The sequence below is a fragment of the Pseudomonas typographi genome, from assembly GCF_014694385.1.
In the GTDB taxonomy this organism is placed as follows: Bacteria; Pseudomonadota; Gammaproteobacteria; order Pseudomonadales; family Pseudomonadaceae; genus Aquipseudomonas; species Aquipseudomonas typographi.
In genome coordinates this window covers 21583-39977 of the sequence record NZ_JAAOCA010000026.1, presented here as the reverse complement: position 1 = coordinate 39977, position 18395 = coordinate 21583, and the positions used below count along the sequence as shown (strand labels likewise).

The window sequence follows — 18395 nt, the reverse complement described above, 5'->3', positions numbered from 1 at the left end:
GGGCCTTTTCGTGTGGAAGCCAAAAGCTGTCGCGGATACGCCGGACACCCATAACGCCTGAATTTCAGGCAAAGAAAAGCCGCCTGGCAGGGCGGCTCATTCGTTACAGCAAATCATCGAGGCCGATTATGGCAACTGGAAACCGAACGCACAACCCCCAGGCTGACCCGGCCGAATCTGCTCACTGCACTTGGCCGCAACGCTGGCCAGCAAGAACACAGGCCATCGGCCAAATGGAGCCCCATTGATCATGCAGTTCACCGTAACGATCAATCAAGCCAAGGCGCTTGAGTGGGGGCTCAATGCCCAGCAAGCGCTGCTGTTCGCGTTCGTCTACGAGGCGCCGAGCTGGGCCAAGCCCATGCGTACCGAGCAGGGCACTTTCTATGCCCTGAGCAAGGGCAAGATCATCGACGAGTTACCGCTGCTGACCGACAAGCCCGACACCGCCTACCGCATGCTGAAGGCGCTGGCTCAAGCCGGTCTGATCATGCTTTCTAGCACCGCCAGCGTCACCCTGGTGCGTCTTACCGAGAAGGGCAAGCAGTGGAACCGCAAGCAGGATGGGTCGGAAAAATATCCGACCTCTAACGCGGGAAGGGTCGGAAAAAAATCCGATGCACCTCGGAAAAAAATCCGATCTACCTCGGAAAAATATCCGAGCAAGGTCGGAAAAAAATCCGATCCAGGGTCGGAAAAATCTCCGACAAATCAGGATACCAGTGATCAGGGTACCAATCAGGATACCAGTGATCAGGGTACCAATCAGGATACCAGTCACAGTTTGCAGGAAGCCCCGGCTGCGCCGCCGCAACCTGCCGCGCTGGCCCTGGTCGCGCAGAACGATGCGCCGCGGTGTGCCATCCCCGATGACATGCCAGGCCCGAAAGACCAAACCTGCAAGACGTTCAAGGCCTGGGCCAACTACGCCATGGCTTACCGCAAGCGCTACGAAGCCTGGCCGGTCTGGAACGCCAAGGCTGGTGGCCAGCTTGGCCAACTCGTTGACCGGCTCGGCGCTGATGTCGCCCACCACGTCGCGGCCTACTTCCTGACCATCAACGATTCCCGATTGATCAACGGGTGCCACAGCATCGGCGACCTGTTGGCCAAGGCCGAGGCGTATCACACGCAGTGGGCCACCGGCCGGCAGATGAACGCCCGCACGGCCCGCCAGATCGAGGACACCCAAGCCAATCTCAACGCCGCCAAGCAGGCCGCCCAAAACATCCGTGCCGGGGGTATTCGCAATGCTTTCCTCTGACGAAATTGCAGAGTTGGCCGGGGCTATCTGTGCGACCGCCGAAACGCTCGGGCAGACGATCAGCGCCAACGCGGCGCAGTTGATGGCCGAGGATCTGGCAGAGCATGAGCCGGCCGCCATCGCCAATGCGCTCCGGGCCTGCCGCCGAGAGTTATCGGGGCGCCTCACGCTGGCGGCGATCCTACAGCGCATTCAAGCCGCCGACGGCCGGCCGGGCAAGGACGAAGCATGGGCAATCGCGCTAACCGCCTCGGACGAATACCAAACCGTGGTGCTGACCGAAGAAATCCGCGTGGCCATGAACGCTTCCGACCCAATCCTCCAGGCCGGCGACAAGGTGGGCGCTCGTATGGCATTCATGAGCGCTTACGAACGCCTGGTTACACAGGCTCGCGCTGAAGCCAAGCCAGCTCGCTGGGACGTCTCGTTAGGTTTCGATCCAGCCGGCCGCGTCCTGGCCATCGAAACCGCTGTGCGCATGCAACTGCTCCCGCCAGAGCGCGCCACGAAGTACTTGGCTGACATGAGCATCGCTCCTGTCACGCAGGACGGCGGCGCCATTGCTGGCCTGTTGAGCGGAGAGGTGCGCCCCGCATCGCCGGCGGTGCGCGAAAAGCTTCAAGCCGTGCGGGAAGAAATAGCCAAGGGCAAGGCGCTGGCCGAAGAGGCGCGCCGCAAGAAAGCCCAGGCCGACCTAGTGGACACCTACCTGCGCAAGCGCCAACTACGTGCCGCGCTCGCCGAGCTGAACGCCAAGCGAGGTGCGGCATGACCTTCTACGCCCGCCTCAAATACGCCTGCTGCTGCGCCGCTATGGTGTGCGCCTTCGCGACCCTGGCGCTGGGCTTGCTGTGCATCCTCGCCATGATCGGTGAGGTACTTGGGCACTATTTAGGGCCTTGGCTGCTCCTGGGGGTGGCGCATGGCTGACCTCATGCTCCGTACCGAATCCGATCGCAACCGGCTGATTGGCTACCTCACCAGCCTGGACCTATCCAAACCCCGGAAAATCGCCATCACCGAAGTGCGAAACAAGCGCAGCGATGCACAAAACCGCCTGCTCTGGATGTGGAACGGGCTTATCCAGGCGCACCTGCGGGACTCGTTTGGCCAGGTCGCCAGCGCCGAAGAATGGCACGAGATCCTGGTGGCTAAGCTCTGGCCCGCCGAGGTTCACCCCGTCGAATTGCCCGATGGCACCCGGTACGGCGTTGGCCGGGCAAAGACCCGGAAGTTCAACACCCAGCAGATGAACACTTACCTGGAGCTGCTGGATTCCTACTGCGCGGAGCACCTGCAACTGCTGCTGCCGCATCCAGACGATTTGATGATGGCGATCTACGGCGAGCGCCGGGGGAGGGCTGCATGAAAGTGGTCAGCAAGAAACTTCGCGACAGCGCCCGGGGCCAGGAATGTGCCTTGCGCTTCTACGGCATATGCAATCGCAACCCGGAAACCACCGTGCTTGCCCACGTGCCCTGCGGCCAGAAGGGCATGGGGATGAAGGGCCCGGACTACATGGCCTGTTTCGCCTGCTCGAGCTGCCACGACCTGTTGGATGGCCGGGCCCGCAACGCATTCGACGGCACGCGCGTGGCGGTGGACTGGCGCGACGTGATCCGCGCCGTAGCTGAAACACAAGCCTACTGGATTGGCCAGGGGCTCATGAAGGTGCAGGGGGTGGCAGCATGATCGACCTTTCTCTTTGGAATTTGACCGTCCCAGCCGGCGCCAAGGTCATTCCGACCAAGGCGCTCAATGCTGGCTACACCGATCAGTTTTTCGTCCGGCAGTCCGATGGGGCCCTGATCTTCATCGCGCCGTCGAGTGGGGAAAACATCAAATCAACCAAGAACAGCACCTACCCGCGCTCGGAGCTGCGCGAGACGCTGGCCAATGGCGACGACAAGGAAGCCAATTGGAAGGCCGGTAGCGCTGATCTGCACAGCATCGAAGCCACGCTGTCGGTGGACGAGCTGCCCGCGAGCAAGAAGGCCATCATCGGCCAGATCCACGGCGATGGAAACCACCCACCGCTGAAGATCCAGATCACCGGAACGACGATCTACGCCCAGTTGCGCCGCAAGCTCGATGGCACAGAGGACAAGCCCAAGCTCCTGACCGGTTACAAACTGGGCGAGCAATTCACCTACCGCGCCGAGGTTTCCAAGGACGGCAAGGCCAAGTTCTTCATCAATGGCCAGCAGGTGGTGAACGACACCCTGCCGGCCGATGGTTACCAGTTCGACATGGCCTCATATGCCAACGACACCTGGTATTTCAAGGCTGGCGTCTACAGCCAGGAGAAGGTCGGCGGAACAGGGGTAGGGCGGACCACCTTCTCCGCGCTGACGGTGTGCCATGGGGCGGCCGCGGTGCCGGTCACTACGGTCGCAACACCGGCCACCACCCTGGCCGACCAGATCACGGACGCCTTCAACGCCTGGCAGGCCGGTACCGTTTCCAGCCACGACACCCTGGTGGCGCTCAACGCCCTTTCGAAGCAGGTAGCCAGCCTGACGTCCGACAAGGACCGCGCACCGCTGTACGCGCAGATCAACCAGTACAAGGCGCAGGTTCAGAAATGACGATGCTGGAATTGCCATGGCCGCCGGCGGCCTGCAGCCCGAACAAGCGCGTGCATTGGTCCAAAAAGGCCAGGGCGGCGCGCAAGTACCGGGCGGACTGCCACCTGCTGGCGTTGCAGGCCAAGATCGCAGTGCCTCGCGGTGAAACGCTGCTGATTCTTGAGTTCGTGCCTCCGGACAAGCGCCGCCGTGACGACGATAACCTGGTGGCCATGTTCAAAGCCGGCCGCGACGGACTGGCCGACGCCCTGGGCATCGATGACAACTTGTTTGCCATACAGATCCGGGTGAGCAAAGAAACCACCAAGGGCGGCGCCGTGCGCGTTCGCATTCAAGCAGTAGAAGGGGAGGCAGCATGAAACTCATCGGAGCACGCCAAGCCTGGGCAGATTCCCAGCACGAAGCAAACGCATCCATCACCGGCGCGGCGCTTGAAGCTGCGGCATCGGCCACCAAGATGAAGGCGCCCCGCATGAGGCGCCATGAGGTCGTTTTCGCCGCCGTGGGCGAGGATAAAGAGGCCCGTATTAAGGTGGCTCGCCAGCGGATCAGCATTGCCGAGACGCGCCGGACGCCCCTGGGCCGCTCCACGGCCCGTGCTGCTCACCTGGCCATGATGGGTAAGATCCAGCGCGCAATCGGCACGCTGCCGTTCCAGGTGCAGCAATTCGGGCACTTCATGTACCACCCGATGCCGACGATGCAGCACGTGATGAATGCTGTCGCGCTGATCACCGCCCGAGCCGATCTATCGTACCTGACAGAGCAGAAGCGCCAGAAGGCCTATTGCCTGATCACCATGGCCTTGCAGTCCTACAAATCCGAAGTCCGCGGCGGCCCTCAATGGGGGCCCGCAAGGGTCGCCGAGGACATTCATTCGTTCTTTGGCGTGTCGATCGATCCAAAGAACTGGACGCGCGACTGGATGGACCTGTGGGATGCCCTGCGCGACGTCATCGAACAAGCCGATATCGAGGCCCAGCACCCGGTCTGGAAGGTGATACACGCGGAAAAAGAGGAAAGTGCGGCATAATCACATTGACATGACGGGAAAACCTAGGTAATCTTCCCATAGTGCGCGAGTCACACCAGCGCGCAAAGCATTCAAAACCCGGCTCAAAAAGTCGGGTTTTTTATGCCCAAATTTTGCGCATGCGGCAGATACAGCAAGGGTTCGCTCTGCGAATCAAGGCGAAAGCCCCGGCTCCTTGCTCTGCGGGCGTAAAGCGGTGCGAGTCGAGGCCTGGGCGTCGATGTCAGTCCGCATAGTAAAAAAAACCATCAATCACTAAGCAATGCTAGTCTTCTCTCCTTGCTATTAATTTAAGGAGATTGATGATGGCTAAGCGTTTGGCTGCCGAGTTTTTCGGCACCTTTTGGCTTGTGTTGGGTGGCTGTGGTAGCGCCGTTCTTGCTGCAGCATTTCCAGAGCTTGGTATTGGTTTTGTGGGGGTCGCTTTAGCATTTGGCTTGACCGTGCTAACTATGGCTTACGCTGTCGGACATATATCCGGGGGGCACTTTAATCCAGCGGTCACCATCGGCCTTCTTGCGGGTGGGCGGATCAATGTCAAAGATGTTATTCCCTATGTCGTGAGTCAGGTTGTTGGTGCTATTGCTGCGGGTGCTGTCCTGTACTTGATTGCCAGTGGCAAGGCTGGCTTTGACGTCACTGCTGGGTTTGCTACCAATGGCTACGGAGAGCATTCTCCGGGTGGATTTTCCCTGCTGTCGGCGGTCGTTACAGAGTTTGTCCTGACGGCCTTTTTTCTGTTGGTCATCCTCGGCGTTACCGATAAAAAGGCGCCACCAGGCTTTGCCCCGCTCGCTATCGGTCTTGCGCTGACCTTGATTCACTTGATCAGTATTCCCGTGACTAATACGTCGGTAAACCCGGCTCGCAGTACAGGGGTAGCCATTTTTCAGGGAGGTTGGGCGTTGTCGCAGCTGTGGGTGTTCTGGGTCGTCCCTCTGCTTGGAGGAGCGGCTGGAGGATTGATTCATCGATGCTTGCTGGCTGATGATCGTTAACTGATCCCCTGGGACGGTTTCTACAATCCCAGCTTTCCTAATTTCAAGTAACGTCCTGCTTTGGCAGCCCATTCAAGTTGATCCACGGATGATGTACAGCCCCTGTGTGATGCAGGCCGACCCCGCCAAGTGCGGGGTTTTTACTTTGTGGTTTGCCACTGCCTGGGTGGACCCTTCGGGGAGAGCCAGGACGCCGCTAGCCGATCAGTGTGGCGATTGCAGAAAACGTCGGCAGCCGAAGGCTCTTGCTCTCAAGACTCCAGGGGCTGATTCGGTGGGCAGCGTGGGAAGACACGCACGTTACCATTCGCGCATTTGGCGCCTTTAAAAGCCCGGCCCCTTTAGGAGGCGAAGTAGAGGATCGACCAGTGCCCGATTACCTGATCCAGCCTATCGCCTGGACCCAGTTCGGCGTCCTGGGCGTGGTTGGCGGCATTGCCAGCTACTTCTACAGCGGCTCCACTGATCCGCGCTTCACTGCGCGCATGTTCATTTCGAAGCTGGTCCTGGCGTTCTTCGTCGGCAAGGTGGCCGGCGAATTCATCCCCGACGCCAACACCTACAAGTCGGGCTACGTGATGTTGCTCGGCTTTTTCGCCTATCCGGTCCTGGCAGTACTCGAAGTCAAGGTGAAGGGCTGGGTTGAGAACTACAACCCAAGAGGTCCGCCGTGATGCTTATCGTGTCCATCCTGGCCTTGATCAGCTTCCTGATGGTGTTCATCCATGGCGCGGTGTTCGCGGTCCAGGCCGGGCACCACCGCCAAGCCGATAGCTGCGAGGTAGCGTTCATCATGGCCGCCTCGTTCTGCTACGTGATGTCGTTCGTGTGCCTATGGATGTACGAACCCTGGAAGCTGACGGCAAACACGCCGGCCAGCACCATCTTCGTGGGCTTTACCATTTTTAACGCTGGTTACTTCTTCCGACGCATCGGTGCGTTGATCAACGGACGTGAGCGGCGCAAACAATTCCGCCGCGCTGAAGACGATGGAACCGAGCGCCGCGTTCGGAGGCCGGTCGAATGAGATATGCCAAGGGCCTGGCCCGCTGGGCAGTCGGTGGGCTGATCATATTCCTCACGGGCAACGGCATCGGCTATGTGGGCCGGACCTACCTGTGTCAGAGCGATGAGGTGCGGGTCTACGTCGCCGCCCCCGGCTATGAGGCCCTGGCCGGAACGCTCCCGGAAAAGCTCTATGCCCTGCAGGTGACCCGCTGCGCGCTGCCTGAGCAGTGGGGTGGGGATCGCGAGCCATTGGAGGGATACCCATGAGCAATGTCGCTGAGTTCGCAGATCACACGCCGCATGTGGCACTCGAAGCCGCAGATGGGGTGCATGTCATCCCGGTGTTGCTCCTGCAAGCGGTAATACGGGGCCAGAAGCCCAGCTCCGTCCTGACCGAGCCCGTATTGCAAAGCATCATCAACGCGTGGCTGGAGAAGGCCTGCTCATGAGCATTCTGACCAAGATCAAATCGTTTTTCACCAAAACCACTGAGGAGCCAACCATGGCCGATACCGCATCTACCACAGCCGTCCCCGAAACCGCAGCCATCGTTGAAACCACAGCAATCGACACCGACAAGCTGAAGGCGCTGTTGATCACCCTGGGCCACGACATCGAGGCCGAGTGGGAGCATCTGGTGGCGTTGGCCAAGAAGGCCGCCTGAGAGGGGGCCCATGACGACGATCGCCTACAAGGACGGCGTGATCGCCTACGACTCGCGCATCAGTGACGGTAGCTTCATCATTCACGACGATTACGACAAGCGCCATGAAGTAAAGGGCGTGCAGTTTGTGCTGTCGGGCAAGGTCTGCGACTACCCGAAGCTTATTGACGCATGGTTCGGCGGCCCGGTTACGGTCGAGCTTGAGTGCGCGGCCCTGGCCTACGACGGTGAGAGCCTATGGTATGTCGGCGCAAGCCCGCAGCAAGGCCTGTGCAAGACGCCGATCTGGGCCGAGCGGCCGTATGTGATGGGCAGCGGTGGTGATCACGCGATCACGGCAATGGATATGGGCGCTACCGCGGCTGAAGCGGTGGAAATGGCTAAGAAACGTGATACCAGCACGGGCGGTAAGGTGCGCACACTGATCGTGTTGCCGGGCGTGCATAGCGAGACAGCGAAGATGGCCGCAAGGTAGGTATGCCGCAGGGTTAGTGCGGCACAATGTCCCATGTGCTGTGCAGGTCGCTAACTTCCATCCGCTAACAGCTTTTCGTATTCGGCCTGGTACTTCTTAGCCAGAGATGTCTTATCTTTATCGGATAAAATCTTTCCCGCCATCTGAAAGAACTTCTGTTCTTCTTCCTTCAGGTGGTGCAGTACTGTTTCCTTGAGCGACTTGGCTAACGGTAGCCATCCAGGGCTGGACAGGTCGGCTTCCTCTAGCTTCTCAATGAGCTCATCCATTTCGTGATGCTCAGCGATTGCATGTCGGCTCAAATCTACACCGTTGTCGTCACTCATCAACGGAATGTAAAAGTGTCTTTCTTCTGCTATTGAATGGGCGTGCAACTCGTCCTTCAAGGCTTTAAACCGAGAAACGCGATCAGGTGAGTTACCGATGGTTTGAATGACGGCGTCAGCCATTTCCCTTTGCCTGTCATGGCTCTCTCTAAGCGCTTCAAATATGTTCATGTGCCATTTCCTTGCTCACGTAGGCATATGGTGTATTGTTCAACGCTGAATTTGGCGGCGTTCAACGGCATCACCTTATCTTCGCAGCAAAAGCCAGAGTCCAACGGCGAGGCCACTTATGATCGCCGCGGTGTGCCAGGGTTTTTCTTTTACATGGTTCGCTGCCGTACCGAGCGCTTCTTTGCCTTTCTCAACGGCTTCCTCAGCATTTTTCGGAATTACGCTATTTGCTTTGTCTAGGATACCCTCAAGCTTCTTGCGCGCAGCGTCAGCCTTGTCTCCCACAAATGATTCTCCATCGGAGAGTAAGTCATTGGCTTCGTTCAGAAGCTTCTGAAGCTGCTCGTAACCAAGGTCTTTAGCCTGGGAAACGTTCTCGTTCACTGCTAGCTTTCGTACCATTACTAACTCCGTTATGGATGAGTTGAGATGGATTGAGCTTTGGGTTACAGAAAAAGTTCGTTTCTAATCGCTGCCGCTTGTCGCTTCGCTTTGGGGCGCTCACAAGTTGATTGATTCTCTGCTAGAACAGCCAAGAGGCCTTAGAGCTTTCATGCGCAGACCGTACCCTCCACCGTCTTTGCTTAAGCTGTCGGAACTGTCCGGCTTCGGTATTAGCCTGACCCCCGCTTCTGATGTCTGGAGATGGATTCAGGCCGAGATCCTCGCCGATACCGGCAGCATCCACAACGAAGACCACGCGCACCTGATCGATGCGGACGTCAAGGTCATGTGGGCATCGTCCAGCTTCGAGAAGGCTGGTCGCGAAGTTCTTGGCCAGGCCGAGCAGGTGGGTTTCCGTGCGGGAGGCTGGCAGAAGGCCCGGATGGAACAACAGATGTTCGAATGGTTCGGCGAAGTGCCGGCATTCATCATCACCCTGGCCGCCGACTATTGCGCCCAGTGCAGCGATGCCGAGTTCTGCGCTCTGATCGAGCACGAACTTTATCACATCGCCCAAGCGACCGATCAATACGGTGCACCGGCCTTCACCAAGGACGGAAGCCCTAAGCTCAAACTGCAGGGCCACGACGTGGAAGAGTTCGTCGGTGTGGTCCGCAGGTATGGCCCCGGCCAGGACGTACAGCAGCTGATCGATGCTGCCAGCAGGCCGCCAGAGGTGGCGAAAATCAACATTTCGAGGGCCTGCGGAACCTGTCTGCTCAAGTCGGCCTGATTCAGTGACAGGATTTGACGGATGGCAAACTTATGGCAGTGCTACGAAGCGAGGTCAAAGCCTTCATCGTGCAGGCCCTGGCCTGTTTCGACACGCCTTCTCAAGTGGTAGCCGCGGTCAAGACCGAATTCGGTATCGATATCACCCGCCAGCAGTGCGAGTCTCACGACCCCACGAAGTACGCCGGCCAGAAGCTCGGGAAGAATCGGGCGGACCTGTTCCACGCCTCCCGCAAGCGCTTTCGTGAAGAGACGATGGATATACCCATTGCCAACCGGGCACACCGGCTCAGGACGCTTGGCCGGATGGCAGAGCGAGCCGAGCACATGAAGAACATGGCGTTGACTGCCCAGTTGCTGGAGCAGGCCGCCAAAGAGGTAGGCGATGTCTACGTGAACCGCCGCCTCGATCCTGAAAAACCTTTGGGCTCCCGGGCGGACCAGCAGCACGCCACCGCCGAGTACACCCTGGAGCCTGATGAGAATGTCCCGGCTACCCCGTACCTATGACCCGCCGGTAAAGCTGACGCCCAAGCAGGCGAACATCTACGTTTGGGGGTTCCAGCCCGAGGCGCGCTTCCGTGACGCGGTCTGCGGCCGCCGGTTCGGCAAGACCTTCCTCGGCAAGGCAGAGATGCGCCGCGCGGCCCGGCTGGCTGCGGAGTGGGGCGTCAGCGTCGAGGATGAGATCTGGTATGGCGCGCCGACGTTCAAGCAGGCAAAGCGTGTGTTCTGGCGCCGGATGAAGCAATCCATACCGGAAGCCTGGCGCGCGCACCGGCCGAACGAGACAGAGTGCTCCATCACGCTCAAAAGCGGCCACGTCATGCGCGTGGTCGGGCTGGATAATTACGACAACCTGCGCGGCTCTGGCCTGTTCTTCGTCCTGGTGGACGAATGGGCCGACTGCCCGTGGGAAGCGTGGGAGGAAGTCCTGCGGCCGATGCTCTCGACCTGCCAGTACGTGCTTCCTGGTGGCGAGACGCGCAAGGGTGGCCATGCGCTGCGCATCGGGACACCCAAGGGCTTCAACCACTGCTACGACACGTTCCAGGACGGTCGCCCAGGCCATGAGCCTGACCATAAGAGCTGGCTCTACACCTCGCTCGATGGCGGCAACGTTCCGCCCGAAGAACTGGAAGCGGCCCGTCGCAAGATGGACCCGCGGACGTTCCGCCAAGAGTACGAAGCCAGCTTCGAGAACTATGCAGGCGTCGTCTACTACACGTTCAACCGCGACGAGTGCCGCACCACCGAGCGCATCAAGCCCGGCGAAGCGCTGCACATCGGCATGGACTTCAACGTCATGAAGATGAGCGCCGTGGTGTACGTGGTGCGCGATGACCTGCCGCTGGCCCTGGACGAGTTCCACGCAGTGCGCGACACGCCGGAGATGATCGAGAAGATCAAGGCGCGCTTCCCGGGACATAGCGTTGCGGTATACCCAGACGCCAGCGGCCAGAGCACCAGCAGCAAAAACGCAAGCGAGTCCGATCTGTCGCTGCTCAGGAAGGCAGGGTTCACCGTGGTGGTGGACTCGACCAACCCTGGCGTGAAAGACCGTGTGAACGCGCTCAATGCCATGTTCCTGAACACCTATGGCGAACGCCGGCTGAAGGTCAACATAGACCAGTGCCCGCAGCTTACGCAGTGCCTGGAGCGGCAGACCTATACCGACAAGGGCGAGCCGGACAAAGACCCGAAGAAAGGGCACGACCACATGAACGACGCGGCCGGCTACTTCATCGCCAAGCGCTATCCGATCAAAGTTCGCACCGCCTCTACCGAGACACTGAGAATCTGACCCATGAGCAACGACCCGAGCAAAACCCTGGCCGCCGTGAACGATATGCGCCAGGACTGGGCCGTTGTCGATCCGCTCATGGGCGGCACCCGGGCTATGCGCGCCGCCAGTACGGCATTGCTACCAAAATGGCCTAAGGAAGAGCGTGAGGACTACGACAACCGTCTGAAGCAATCCACGTTGCTGCCAGCCTACAGCGAGACGGTCAAGAACATGACCGGGCGTGTGTTCGCTGAGCCGTTGACGCTCGGTGACGACATTCCCGAGGACATCAAGGCCTACGCGGAGAACTTCGACCGCCAGAACAACAATCTGCAGGTCTGGGCACAGACGTTCTTCAGTACTGCATTGGCCTATGGCCTGTGCCACGTGCTGATCGACTATCCGAAGACCGTGGATGAGCAGGGTAACGTGATAGTGCGGACCAAGGCGGACGAAAAGGCTACGAACGTTCGACCATACGCCATCCTGATCCGCCCACAACAAGTACTGGGCTGGAGGTCGACCAGCAACAACGGTGAGCACGTCTTGACCCAGTTCCGGTACCTGGAGTTGATCGAGGAAGATGACGGCGAGTTCGGTACTAAGTTTATTCCCCAGGTGCGGGTACTGACGCCAGGCGGATGGGCGACCTACCGCGAGCAAGAAAAGGATGGGCTTAAAGCCTGGCTGCTTCATGAGCAAGGCACGAACTCGCTCAAGGTAATCCCGCTGGTCTCGCACCAAGCCATCGTCAACGGACTGGACCCGCAGGCCCGCAGCCGCCTCAACGGCCTGCTGATGACCGGCGCCATGGCCGGCATGGCGGCCGGTGCCGCCATCGGCAGCTTCGTGTGGGCACATACCGGCACGCTGGGCCTCTACGGTTTCGCCGCAGCAGCGGCGCTGGCGGCGCTGGCCGTGTCCTTTCTTCACCATCCACTTGGAGATCATTCTCATGACTAAGACTATCGAGGAACGGTTGTTCCGCGCTCCGTACCTGCAACCCGAGCCCGGCAGCGACCGACCGCTCACCGTGTTGTGCTCGTTGCTCTCGCGCGCCGACAACACGCCATTGGCCGAGCGCCGGCGCGCCGACGGACACGTGCTCGACCATGCCGGGAACGTCATCGACGACCCGGCCGCCGATGCTGCCGCCAACGCCTTCGAGGGCAATCCGAATCTCAACTTCGAGCACTGGTGCGAGTACTGGCGCAAGGTGCATGGCGTGCGCTTCATCCATGCCGAGGAGCCGGACGACCGCAGCTTGGAGCGGCTGTTGCGCTACGACCAATTGCATCGCTTCGCGCCGGGGCCGACCCACACCGACGCGCCGCCGTACCGCGCGCCGGTCGATGACGAGGGCAAGTTGTGGCCCACCGTCGTCGGCCACATCGAAGCCTACCGACGCCCGCGCTGGGACGGTATTGCCTACCTGAACTTCGCCGGTCCCGAGGACATTACCGTGGTGCTGGGCAATGCCCGTGTGCGCGAGAAAATCCTACCCGAAGACCAGGCGATCTTCCGCGACATTGCACCGGTGCTCTCGCGCCAGTACGTCATCGTGCCCAGCACCAACGGCAACGAGGCCGTCACGCTGGTCAAGCTCCATGTACGCAACCCGGCGGTCGGTCGCGAAGCCTTCCAGCAGTGGTGGCTGCGCGAGCATGCACCGCTCGCGGTGGCGCAATCCAAGGGCTGGGTCAGGCGCTACGTGCAGCTTCACAACATCGGCCCGACGGAGCCAGGGCAGCCACTGTATCACCCGCAGGCCAGCGGCATCGACGGAGTGACGCTGATGGGCTGTGCCAGCATCAACGACCTGGAGGACTTTCTGCGCAGCCCGGAACACAAAGCGATCACCGAGGACGAGGCACGGATGACGGACCCGGCAGCCGGCGAATGGTGGACCATCATCGGCATGGTGCTGGTCAACCGCATCGCCCCGGAACGCGCCACGGACGTGGGCGCGTGAACTGAACGATCAGCGAGGTAGTTGGGCATGAATTTTCGACATGAACAACTCATATTCGCTGACACCTATTTGTGGTGGCGGCGAACAGCGTCAACGATCCCACGGCGCCTCCTGCCAGCGATCAAACAAAAAATCACTGAACGCCGTCAGTCGGCGCGGCACCGGCTCTCGCCGTGCCCGCACGATGCTGATCTTCGAGGGCGTGGCTTCCCATTCCGGCAGCACACGCACCAGTAGCCCGTCGCGCAGCTCCTCGTGAATGTCCCAGGTTTCACGCAGCGAGATGCCCAGCCCGGCCAGACACCATGCGTGCAGCACGTCACCGCTGTCGCTGCACAGCGTGCCGCTGACTGCAACAGGCTTCTCCCGGCGGCCTTTACGCAGCGGCCAGATGCTTTGCAGCAGGCCCGGATAGGCGAACACCAGGCAGTTGTGCCGCTCCAGTTCTTCCGGCTGCGCGGGACTGCCATGCGCTTTCAGGTAGGCGGGAGACGCCGCCAGGATGCGCCGGTTATCGGCCACGCGCCGCGCCACCAGACGCGAATCGGCCAACTCGCCCATGCGGATCGCCAAGTCGAGGTCGCCGCTATACAGATCCTGCACCTGGTCGGACAGGCGCAGGTCGAAGCCGACGCGGGGATGCAGGCGGCAGAAATCGTGGATCGCCGGGGCCACGAACTTGCGCCCGAACGGCGTGGGCGCGGTCAAGCGGATGGTGCCGCTCAGTTCCTGGTTGCCGCCAGTCGCCAGTTCCTGCACTTCTTCCAGCACCGCCAGGGCCACCCGCGCGCGCTCGGCGATGGCGCGGCCTTCGCCTGTGATGCGCAGGTTGCGGGTGTTGCGCTCGAACAGCGTGGTGCCCAAGGCCTGCTCCAGCCGGGCGATCTGCTTGCTGACCGTCTTGGGTGCGAGGTGCAGGTCGCGTGCGGCGGCGGAAAAGCTTTGGCGCTCCACCACATGCACGAACACCGCCAGGTCATCGAGGTTGCGCAGGGCCATTTGGGTCATTCCGGGGAAAGTGTTTGTCTATTTTGGTCATTTAAAGGATATACCGGATTCACCAAAATGAGGTTCCTTACTTCGCATGCCGCAACGCGCACGCCTCCGCCGGAGGCGCTCGGCGGTGTGCTCGACTCGCTTGCAGGAGCCTCCGATGACCCAACGCATTCTTTTCGTCTTGACCAGCCACGACCGCAAGGGACCGGCCGGCGCCGCCGACGCCGCGCCCAGCGGTTTCTATCTCTCCGAGGTCACACATCCGCACCGCGTCCTGGCCGACGCCGGCCATGCGGTCGATTTCGTCAGCCCCAAGGGCGGCAAGACGCACGTCGATGGACTCGACCTGGACGATCCGATCAATGCCGCGTTCTGGAACGATGCGGCACTGCGCGGTGCCACCGAGAACACCTTGGCACCCGCGCAGGTCGATCCCGATGCCTACGCCGCGATCTTCTACGCCGGCGGCCACGCGACGATGTGGGACTTTCCGGACAACACCGAACTGGCCGCAATCGGGGGGCACATCTACGAGCGCGGCGGTGTGGTCGCGGCGGTGTGCCACGGCCCGGCCGGGCTAGTGAACCTCACGCTGTCCAATGGCGGCTATCTGGTCGCGGGCAAGGACGTATCGGCCTTCACCAACGACGAGGAACGCGCAGTCGGCCTGTACGACACGGTGCCGTTCCTGCTGGCCGATGCCTTGCAGGATCGCGGTGCCCGTCATTTGCCAGCACCGAACTTCCAGGCGCAGGTGGTGGTCAGCGACAGGCTGGTGACGGGCCAGAACCCGGCTTCGGCCAAGGGCGTGGCCGAAGCAATACTGCCGCTGCTGGCGGCGGCAACCGCAATCGTGGATCGGGCCTGAGCCATGAACGAGCGCATGCCTTTCGTCATCTACGTCTTCGCGCTTTGCGCGTTTGCCCTGGGCTTTACCGAGTTCGTCACCATCGGGCTGGTGTCCACCATTTCCGCTCACCTGCATGCCAGCGTCGCGCAGGTAGGCACGGCGGTCACAGCTTATGCGCTGGGCGCTGTGATCGGTGCGCCGGGCCTGACCGCGCTGGCGACCCGCTGGCCGCGCAAGCGCCTGTTGCTCGTGGCGATGGGGCTGTTCACGCTGGGCAATGCGGTGGTCAGCCTGTCCGATGCACTGACGCCGATGCTGATTGCCCGCTTTGCCTCGGGCCTGGGCCATGGAGTATTTCTCGCCGTGGCTTCCAGCGTCGCTACGCAACTGGCGGGCCGGCATCGGGCCGGCGCGGCGGTGGCTGTGGTCTTCGGCGGCCTGACGCTGGCCCTGGCGCTGGGCGTTCCGCTCGGCACCTACCTGGGCAGCGTGTTGAGCTGGCAGATCATCTTCATGGCGGTGGCCGCAAGCGGCGGCGTAGGCTTCCTGGGCCTGCTGGTCCTGATGCCGACGGATCGGGAGGACGCCTCGGCGCAGGCCAATGCGATGGATGGCCTGAAAGCGATGTTCAATCCGCGCCTGCTGGCCGGCGCTGGCATCACGGTGCTGGCCTATGCGGGGTCCTTCACGCTCTACACCTATATCTCGCCGCTCCTGTTGCAGGTCACGCGGATCAGCGAAAGCACCAGCAGCCTGCTGATGCTGGGCTACGGCGTGATGGCCGCCATCGGCAACATCTGGGGCGGACGCCTGACCGACCGCAAGGGCGCGGACTTCGCGGTGATGACCGTACTGGTCGGCCTGGCTGTGGTGCTGTTGGCGATCTGGGCATCGGCACCGTCGTTGCCATTGATGGTGTTGCTGACGGGCCTGCTGGGTGCGCTGACCTATGCGGCGGTGCCGGCCTTGCAGGCGCGGGTGATCGGGCTGTCGCACGTCCACGCGCCGCAGGCGCCGGCGGTGGCGGCTGGGCTGAACATCGCCGGCTTCAATGGCGGTATCGCGCTGGGTTCGCTGTTGGGCGGTGCCAGCCTGGAGGCGATGGGCCTGACCAGCACGGCCTGGGTCGGTGCCGTGGCCGTGGGCCTGGGGATTGTGTGGATGCTCTGGCAGATGCGGTGTCCCGCGTTCCTGGGCGCAAGACTTCATGGATAGGTAAATGATGGAGCTTCGGCATTTGCATCGTTCTCACGCGGTTGCCGAAGAACTCCACTTCGCTCGTGCGGCTGGCTTGCATAGCCAGCCGCGTATCGCCTTACGGCACTTTCCGTACTTCAGTAGCGGCGGGCAGCAGCACAGAGCCATCTTTGGCTTGCGGCACCATGCGCGGAATCGGCTTTCCGGTGCGCTTGTCGATCAGCACCGAGTGGCGTTCACCACGCTCGAACAGATGCTGTTCGCCCCATTGCCGCAATGCCACCACGATAGGGAACAGACTTCCCCCCTTGGCCGTCAGCACATACTCCTGATAGGAGGTGCCATCCGAGGCTGCCTGCGTTTCAAGGATACCGGCATCGACAAGCTTGTGCAGCCGGTCGGAGAGGATGTTCCGAGCTACGCCCAGGCTGCGCTGGAAATCACCGAAGCGGCGCATGCCATCGAAGGCATCGCGTACGACGAGAAGCGACCAGCGATCCCCGATCAGATCGACGGAGCGCGCAACGGGACAAGGTTCTTCATTCACGGGTTTGCGGGGCGGCATGGCATCTCCTGGCGGGCCAACAAGGGGAAAGTATTTGGTTGCATTTTAAAACTACATGGCCTAGCATTCAATCAGTTTTGTTTTGCAACTAGATTGGATGGGTGTCGGGTAATGAAGGCTTCTTCCATTTCGACAGCATTGCCGCGCAGTCTGGTGTGGCTGTTTGCCACGGCCAGCGGGTTGAGCGTGGCGAACGTCTATTACGCGCAGCCCTTGTTGGACGCATTGGCGCGGGACTTTGGCATCAGCCATGCGGCTGTCGGCGGCGTGGTCACGGCCACGCAGGTCGGCTGCGCGTTGGCCTTGCTGCTGCTGGTGCCGCTGGGCGACCGGGTGGATCGCCGCCGCCTGATGGCCGTGCAACTTCTGGCGCTGGCGGCCGCACTGGCGGCGGTCGGCATGGCGCAGTCCGCGCCGGCCCTGCTGGCGGGCATGCTTGCCGTGGGCCTGCTGGGCACGGCAATGACGCAGGGGCTGATCGCTTATGCGGCCAGTGCGGCCGCGCCCCATGAGCAAGGGCGTGTTGTGGGCGCGGCGCAGAGCGGTGTGTTCATCGGCCTACTGCTAGCGCGAGTGTTCGCCGGTGGCGTCAGTGACCTGGTGGGTTGGCGGGGCGTTTATTTCTGCGCCGCCGTGCTGATGCTGGCGATCGCGCTACCGCTATGGAGGCGGCTGCCGGCGTTGCCCGCAGCCCCGAACCCAATGGGCTACCCGCGCCTGATCGCATCCATGTTGACGCTGCTGCGTCAGGAAAAGGTGCTGCAAGTACGTGGCGTTCTGGCGCTGCTGATGTTCGCGGCGTTCAACATCTTCTGGAGCGCACTGGTGCTGCCGTTGAGCGCGCCGCCCTATGGCTTCTCGCACACCGTCATCGGCGCCTTCGGGCTGGTCGGCGTGGTCGGTGCGCTAGCCGCCGCGCGTGCCGGGCAATGGGCCGATCGCGGGCACGGCCAGCGCACCAGCGCGGCGGCGCTTGTGCTGCTGCTGTTGGCCTGGTGGCCGCTGTCGTTGATGGGATGGTCGCTCTGGGCATTGGTGATCGGCATCGTGCTGCTCGACCTGGGCGGACAGGCGCTGCACGTCACCAACCAGAGCCTGATCTTCCGCACCCGCCCCGAAGCGCATAGCCGGCTGGTCGGCCTCTACATGCTGTTCTACGCAGTCGGAAGCGGGCTTGGTGCGATCAGTACCACCGTCACGTATGCCCACGCCGGCTGGCAGGGCGTGTGCTTGCTGGGCGCAACGGTCAGCCTGCTGGCGCTGCTGTTCTGGTGGATGACGAAAAGCTGCATACCCGCTGCGGCAACTCAGGCTTGAAACGCGAAT

The 18395-nt window shown here is 61.5% G+C and carries 27 protein-coding genes; 23 read left to right on the top strand and 4 right to left on the bottom strand.

All coding sequences use genetic code 11. The annotated features are described in order from the left end of the window. The first annotated feature begins 250 nt into the window (after nucleotides 1–250). The 15 genes from HAQ05_RS19540 to HAQ05_RS19470 all read left to right on the top strand — a co-directional run bounded on the left by HAQ05_RS19540 (nucleotide 251) and on the right by HAQ05_RS19470 (nucleotide 8030). The gene (locus HAQ05_RS19540) at nucleotides 251–1264 is read left to right on the top strand and encodes a phage replication protein (RefSeq protein ID WP_190423596.1); all 1014 of its coding nucleotides are present in this window, start codon (nucleotides 251–253) and stop codon (nucleotides 1262–1264) included. Next, on the top strand, nucleotides 1251–2036 hold the full coding sequence (locus tag HAQ05_RS19535) for a hypothetical protein (protein ID WP_190423594.1): 786 nt from the start codon (nucleotides 1251–1253) through the stop codon (nucleotides 2034–2036). Before HAQ05_RS19540 ends, HAQ05_RS19535 begins: the two co-directional genes overlap by 14 nt. Further along, nucleotides 2033–2194, top strand: a complete 162-nt coding sequence (locus tag HAQ05_RS19530; protein WP_190423593.1) for a hypothetical protein — start codon at nucleotides 2033–2035, stop codon at nucleotides 2192–2194. Before HAQ05_RS19535 ends, HAQ05_RS19530 begins: the two co-directional genes overlap by 4 nt. Further along, a complete protein-coding gene (locus HAQ05_RS19525; protein WP_190423590.1) occupies nucleotides 2187–2633 on the top strand; it encodes a recombination protein NinB in 447 nt (148 codons plus the stop codon). Before HAQ05_RS19530 ends, HAQ05_RS19525 begins: the two co-directional genes overlap by 8 nt. Then, nucleotides 2630–2956 (top strand): nuclease domain-containing protein, encoded by a 327-nt coding sequence (locus HAQ05_RS19520; RefSeq protein ID WP_190423588.1) that lies wholly within the window; start codon nucleotides 2630–2632, stop codon nucleotides 2954–2956. Before HAQ05_RS19525 ends, HAQ05_RS19520 begins: the two co-directional genes overlap by 4 nt. Beyond that, nucleotides 2953–3852 carry a polysaccharide lyase family 7 protein gene (locus tag HAQ05_RS19515; RefSeq protein WP_190423586.1) on the top strand — a complete coding sequence of 300 codons (900 nt, stop codon included), beginning with the start codon at nucleotides 2953–2955 and terminating at the stop codon, nucleotides 3850–3852. Before HAQ05_RS19520 ends, HAQ05_RS19515 begins: the two co-directional genes overlap by 4 nt. Beyond that, a complete protein-coding gene (locus HAQ05_RS19510) occupies nucleotides 3849–4211 on the top strand; it encodes a RusA family crossover junction endodeoxyribonuclease (RefSeq protein ID WP_190423584.1) in 363 nt (120 codons plus the stop codon). The genes HAQ05_RS19515 and HAQ05_RS19510 overlap by 4 nt, the downstream gene beginning before the upstream one ends. Further along, nucleotides 4208–4885 (top strand): hypothetical protein, encoded by a 678-nt coding sequence (locus tag HAQ05_RS19505; protein ID WP_190423582.1) that lies wholly within the window; start codon nucleotides 4208–4210, stop codon nucleotides 4883–4885. Before HAQ05_RS19510 ends, HAQ05_RS19505 begins: the two co-directional genes overlap by 4 nt. A gap of 305 nt (nucleotides 4886–5190) precedes the next feature. Beyond that, nucleotides 5191–5883, top strand: a complete 693-nt coding sequence (gene aqpZ / locus HAQ05_RS19500) for an aquaporin Z (protein ID WP_190423580.1) — start codon at nucleotides 5191–5193, stop codon at nucleotides 5881–5883. Nucleotides 5884–6251: 368 nt separating this feature from the next. Beyond that, complete coding sequence (locus HAQ05_RS19495) at nucleotides 6252–6557, top strand: hypothetical protein (RefSeq protein ID WP_190419093.1); 306 nt, start codon at nucleotides 6252–6254, stop codon at nucleotides 6555–6557. Next, complete coding sequence (locus HAQ05_RS19490; RefSeq protein WP_190419091.1) at nucleotides 6557–6910, top strand: hypothetical protein; 354 nt, start codon at nucleotides 6557–6559, stop codon at nucleotides 6908–6910. Before HAQ05_RS19495 ends, HAQ05_RS19490 begins: the two co-directional genes overlap by 1 nt. Continuing rightward, complete coding sequence (locus tag HAQ05_RS19485) at nucleotides 6907–7158, top strand: hypothetical protein (RefSeq protein WP_190423578.1); 252 nt, start codon at nucleotides 6907–6909, stop codon at nucleotides 7156–7158. The genes HAQ05_RS19490 and HAQ05_RS19485 overlap by 4 nt, the downstream gene beginning before the upstream one ends. Beyond that, nucleotides 7155–7340: a hypothetical protein gene (locus HAQ05_RS19480; protein ID WP_190423576.1), complete on the top strand. Its 186-nt coding sequence runs from the start codon at nucleotides 7155–7157 to the stop codon at nucleotides 7338–7340. Before HAQ05_RS19485 ends, HAQ05_RS19480 begins: the two co-directional genes overlap by 4 nt. Further along, complete coding sequence (locus HAQ05_RS19475; RefSeq protein ID WP_190423574.1) at nucleotides 7337–7555, top strand: hypothetical protein; 219 nt, start codon at nucleotides 7337–7339, stop codon at nucleotides 7553–7555. Before HAQ05_RS19480 ends, HAQ05_RS19475 begins: the two co-directional genes overlap by 4 nt. A 10-nt stretch (nucleotides 7556–7565) precedes the next feature. Next, nucleotides 7566–8030, top strand: a complete 465-nt coding sequence (locus HAQ05_RS19470; protein ID WP_190423572.1) for an Ntn hydrolase family protein — start codon at nucleotides 7566–7568, stop codon at nucleotides 8028–8030. A gap of 50 nt (nucleotides 8031–8080) precedes the next feature. Here the strand turns inward: HAQ05_RS19470 and HAQ05_RS19465 are convergent, their stop codons facing one another. After that, on the bottom strand, nucleotides 8081–8527 hold the full coding sequence (locus HAQ05_RS19465; protein ID WP_190423569.1) for a hemerythrin domain-containing protein: 447 nt from the start codon (nucleotides 8525–8527) through the stop codon (nucleotides 8081–8083). 75 nt (nucleotides 8528–8602) lie between these two features. Beyond that, nucleotides 8603–8911, bottom strand: a complete 309-nt coding sequence (locus tag HAQ05_RS19460) for an ElaB/YgaM/YqjD family protein (protein ID WP_190423567.1) — start codon at nucleotides 8909–8911, stop codon at nucleotides 8603–8605. A gap of 169 nt (nucleotides 8912–9080) precedes the next feature. Here HAQ05_RS19460 and HAQ05_RS19455 point away from each other — a divergent pair, with 169 nt between their 5' ends. The 5 genes from HAQ05_RS19455 to HAQ05_RS19435 are packed head-to-tail and all read left to right on the top strand — an operon-like array spanning nucleotide 9081 to nucleotide 13461. Then, nucleotides 9081–9704 carry a putative metallopeptidase gene (locus tag HAQ05_RS19455; protein ID WP_190423565.1) on the top strand — a complete coding sequence of 208 codons (624 nt, stop codon included), beginning with the start codon at nucleotides 9081–9083 and terminating at the stop codon, nucleotides 9702–9704. A gap of 32 nt (nucleotides 9705–9736) precedes the next feature. After that, a complete protein-coding gene (locus tag HAQ05_RS19450; RefSeq protein WP_190423563.1) occupies nucleotides 9737–10213 on the top strand; it encodes a DUF2280 domain-containing protein in 477 nt (158 codons plus the stop codon). Beyond that, nucleotides 10188–11507: a phage terminase large subunit family protein gene (locus tag HAQ05_RS19445; RefSeq protein ID WP_190423561.1), complete on the top strand. Its 1320-nt coding sequence runs from the start codon at nucleotides 10188–10190 to the stop codon at nucleotides 11505–11507. The genes HAQ05_RS19450 and HAQ05_RS19445 overlap by 26 nt, the downstream gene beginning before the upstream one ends. 3 nt (nucleotides 11508–11510) lie before the next feature. Next, complete coding sequence (locus HAQ05_RS19440; protein WP_190423559.1) at nucleotides 11511–12452, top strand: hypothetical protein; 942 nt, start codon at nucleotides 11511–11513, stop codon at nucleotides 12450–12452. After that, entirely contained in the window at nucleotides 12445–13461 is a 1017-nt protein-coding gene (locus tag HAQ05_RS19435; protein ID WP_190423557.1) for an EthD domain-containing protein, read from the top strand. Before HAQ05_RS19440 ends, HAQ05_RS19435 begins: the two co-directional genes overlap by 8 nt. Nucleotides 13462–13551: 90 nt before the next feature. Here HAQ05_RS19435 and HAQ05_RS19430 read toward each other — a convergent pair whose 3' ends face one another. Further along, on the bottom strand, nucleotides 13552–14460 hold the full coding sequence (locus tag HAQ05_RS19430; RefSeq protein WP_190423555.1) for a LysR family transcriptional regulator: 909 nt from the start codon (nucleotides 14458–14460) through the stop codon (nucleotides 13552–13554). A 154-nt stretch (nucleotides 14461–14614) separates the two neighbouring features. Here HAQ05_RS19430 and HAQ05_RS19425 point away from each other — a divergent pair, with 154 nt between their 5' ends. Then, nucleotides 14615–15325, top strand: coding sequence for a type 1 glutamine amidotransferase domain-containing protein (locus HAQ05_RS19425; RefSeq protein ID WP_190423553.1), 711 nt, complete (start codon nucleotides 14615–14617; stop codon nucleotides 15323–15325). A 3-nt stretch (nucleotides 15326–15328) separates the two neighbouring features. Beyond that, nucleotides 15329–16522 carry an MFS transporter gene (locus tag HAQ05_RS19420; RefSeq protein WP_190423551.1) on the top strand — a complete coding sequence of 398 codons (1194 nt, stop codon included), beginning with the start codon at nucleotides 15329–15331 and terminating at the stop codon, nucleotides 16520–16522. 100 nt (nucleotides 16523–16622) lie between these two features. Here HAQ05_RS19420 and HAQ05_RS19415 read toward each other — a convergent pair whose 3' ends face one another. Then, nucleotides 16623–17069: a winged helix-turn-helix transcriptional regulator gene (locus HAQ05_RS19415; RefSeq protein WP_190423549.1), complete on the bottom strand. Its 447-nt coding sequence runs from the start codon at nucleotides 17067–17069 to the stop codon at nucleotides 16623–16625. Between the two features lie 111 nt (nucleotides 17070–17180). Here HAQ05_RS19415 and HAQ05_RS19410 point away from each other — a divergent pair, with 111 nt between their 5' ends. Further along, the gene (locus HAQ05_RS19410; RefSeq protein ID WP_190423547.1) at nucleotides 17181–18386 is read left to right on the top strand and encodes an MFS transporter; all 1206 of its coding nucleotides are present in this window, start codon (nucleotides 17181–17183) and stop codon (nucleotides 18384–18386) included. Nucleotides 18387–18395 lie beyond the last annotated feature (9 nt).